The sequence below is a fragment of the Nocardia sp. NPDC051911 genome (assembly GCF_040681035.1).
In the GTDB taxonomy this organism is placed as follows: Bacteria; Actinomycetota; Actinomycetes; order Mycobacteriales; family Mycobacteriaceae; genus Nocardia; species Nocardia sichangensis.
On the sequence record NZ_JBFAXY010000097.1, the window covers coordinates 1 to 2,515 of the forward strand.

Here is a 2,515-nt window from a genome sequence, read left to right on the forward strand (position 1 = left end):
GGAACGGGTGGCAGCGCCGACAACATCCCAGGGGGATCGAACGCGAATCCCGCGGATGTCTATCGGTACCTCATATCGAAATATGGACTCACGCCCGCGCAAGCAGCGGGGATCGTGGGTAACCTGCAGGTCGAGTCCGGTTTCAATACCAGCGCGTACAACTCGCGCGAAGGCGCCATCGGTCTTTGCCAGTGGCGGGGTGGGCGACGACAGGCTCTGGAGCGGTTCGCGGCCGCCCAAGGAAAGCCGGTCACCGACTGGAAGGTCCAGATCGATTACATGATGGCCGAATTGCGCAGCAATGAATCCACTGCGTACGGATATCTCCGAGCCGCGCAGACGCCTGCCTACGCGGCGGCGGTCTTCGATCAGTATTACGAAAGAAGTTCCGGTGACGCGAGAGGACAGCGCATCGCCTACGCGAACAGCATCGCGTCGGCGATGCGCAACGTCGCCGTTTGATTGCCGTCCGGCCTCGGGCACGTTACTCGGTGCACCTGGCACCGAGGCGCCTCGCTGCCTCGCATGGGGCCCGTGGTCGGCTACCGCTGTCGCCCGGACGCGGGTCACCTGGTGTTCCCGCACCCGGGAACACGTCGGTCGAGACTCCGGGAGATATTCGGGTTAAGCTGCGCATGCGCTTTGGGGCGAATGCTGGGAAGAGTTTCTCGGAGTCGGTGAGCCGACAGCGAGCAAGGCGGCACTAGTCCGCCGAATCGGCGCGAATCGCAACACTTGTTGCCGCGTTGGCTGCGAACCTCTCCGGACTTCGGCATGCACTGAACGTGTCCGGTGACCGCCGGTGCGGGTACCGGAGCGTCCGGCGGAAGGTGAATCATGGTTGCCTCTGTGGTCACCGTGCGTAGCGGCCGGGCGCATCGGGGGATCTGATGGTGCCGAATCGCACTCCACCCGAACTGGATCCCGACGAAACCGGCGATGCTCGCGACGTACGTGCGAGCGCCACCACCTCCGCGCCGCGCCGATCCGCCAAGTCCGCGGCGCGCGGCACTCCCACGCCGATCCCGCGGCCACAAGCAGGTGCACCGGCCACAGCGGCGCCGGTCGGCGCGGCGGCTCAGGGGAGGGCGCAGAGCACGCCGGCGGTATCGGAAACAACCTCCACCACATCGGGTTCGACTCCTGTCGCGCGCTCGGACGCACTCGGCATGGCAGGCTCGTCCACGCCCATGGCGGCCGCGGCGATGGGCGCGCTGGCCACCATCGCGGCCCAATACGGTGATGGTCCTCCGACCGCGGTGACGGGACAGCAGTACGCGCCGCCAGATCTGGGCGCCGCACCGCCCAGCGGACCCGTCGTGTGGGACGGCGCCCTCGGCTCTCAGTACGCCGCGAGCAATCAGAATCGCGCCCGCCACGGTGATGCGACGCAGACGATGAACGCCGAACTGGAACGCATCCTCGGTGGTGCCGTCGACAGCACCACGCAGGGACGCGCCGCGATCGGAGCGATCATCGCCGAGGTGAACACCGCCTTGACCGCGCTCGGCAGTATCCAGGATGCGAATGCGAGTAGGCAATTGGTGATCTCCACCTTGGACACCGCCTTGCAGCGCGCGGGAAGTGTGCTCGGTCAGGGGCAGGCCGCGGCAGTCCTCACCGCCGATCGGGTAGCGGCCCTGGCCGACCGCTACCTGAGCGAGTCGCGTCCCGCGCAGCCGCGCAGACCCCGCCGCACTTCGCACTCCGGCATGCGAGGGCCGAGCGGCGGTCCGCCACGCACACGCCCGTCGGGGCAGCAGGGCCAATGGATCGATGAAGCGCTGCAAGTGTTGCGCCAGAACGGCTACGACACGCGCCAGATCGATCCGGCCGACATCGCGGCGATCATCCAGCACGAGTCCGGCGGCAATCCGAACGCCATCAATCTCTGGGACAGCAACGCCGCGGCCGGTATACCGTCGAAAGGTCTGATGCAGACCATCGATCCGACGTTCAACGCGTATTCGCTTCCGGGGCATCGTGATATCTGGAATCCGGTGGACAATATCGTCGCGGGCGTTCGCTATGCCATCGAGCGTTACGGGTCGGTCAGTAATGTGCCCGGAATCGTGCAGATGCGTGGTGGCGGTTCGTACGTGGGGTACTGACGCGTCGAGCGAAAGCGGCGGGAAAGTCAGGCCCAGCGTGCGGCCGCGTAGCTGCTGGGTAGTTTCCGGTACTGGACGTGGCCACCGGTATGCGGAGCTTCGACGCACATACCGTTGCCGATGTACATGATGACGTGGCCGGGATTATTCGCTCCCTTGAAGGATTCGGACGGGAAGATGAGGTCGCCGGGCTTGATATCCCTGGGATTCACCTTGGGCAACTGGCGATACTGATCCGCCGCGACTCGCGGGATTCGAACACCGGCGGCGGCCGCCGCGTATTGCATCAGGCCTGAGCAGTCGAAGGCGTTCGGCCCTTCCGCGCCGTAGATGTAGGGATCGCCGAGCTGAGCGAGTGCGACCTGGATAGCCTTCGCGGCTGCTCCGGTCGCGCCGTTGCCGTT

The 2,515-nt window shown here is 66.1% G+C and carries 3 protein-coding genes; 2 read left to right on the forward strand and 1 reads right to left on the reverse strand.

Going from position 1 to position 2,515, the window contains the following annotated elements; genetic code table 11:
* Together AB0L97_RS38545 and AB0L97_RS38550 are read left to right on the forward strand one after the other, a co-directional pair.
* Window positions 1-462: phage tail tip lysozyme (locus AB0L97_RS38545; protein WP_364439997.1), on the forward strand; the 462-nt coding region annotated here is incomplete at its 5' end.
* A 707-nt stretch (window positions 463-1,169) separates the two neighbouring features.
* Entirely contained in the window at window positions 1,170-2,111 is a 942-nt protein-coding gene (locus AB0L97_RS38550; protein ID WP_364439999.1) for a transglycosylase SLT domain-containing protein, read from the forward strand.
* Between the two features lie 26 nt (window positions 2,112-2,137).
* Here AB0L97_RS38550 and AB0L97_RS38555 read toward each other — a convergent pair.
* Window positions 2,138-2,515 (reverse strand): C40 family peptidase (locus tag AB0L97_RS38555; RefSeq protein ID WP_364440001.1); only part of this gene is annotated, 378 nt, incomplete at its 5' end.

Excerpts from the sequence above, each read along its gene's own strand:
- AB0L97_RS38550 (WP_364439999.1), top strand. The coding sequence starts at position 1,170 with ATGGCAGGCTCGTCCACGCCCATGGCGGCCGCGGCGATGGGCGCGCTG.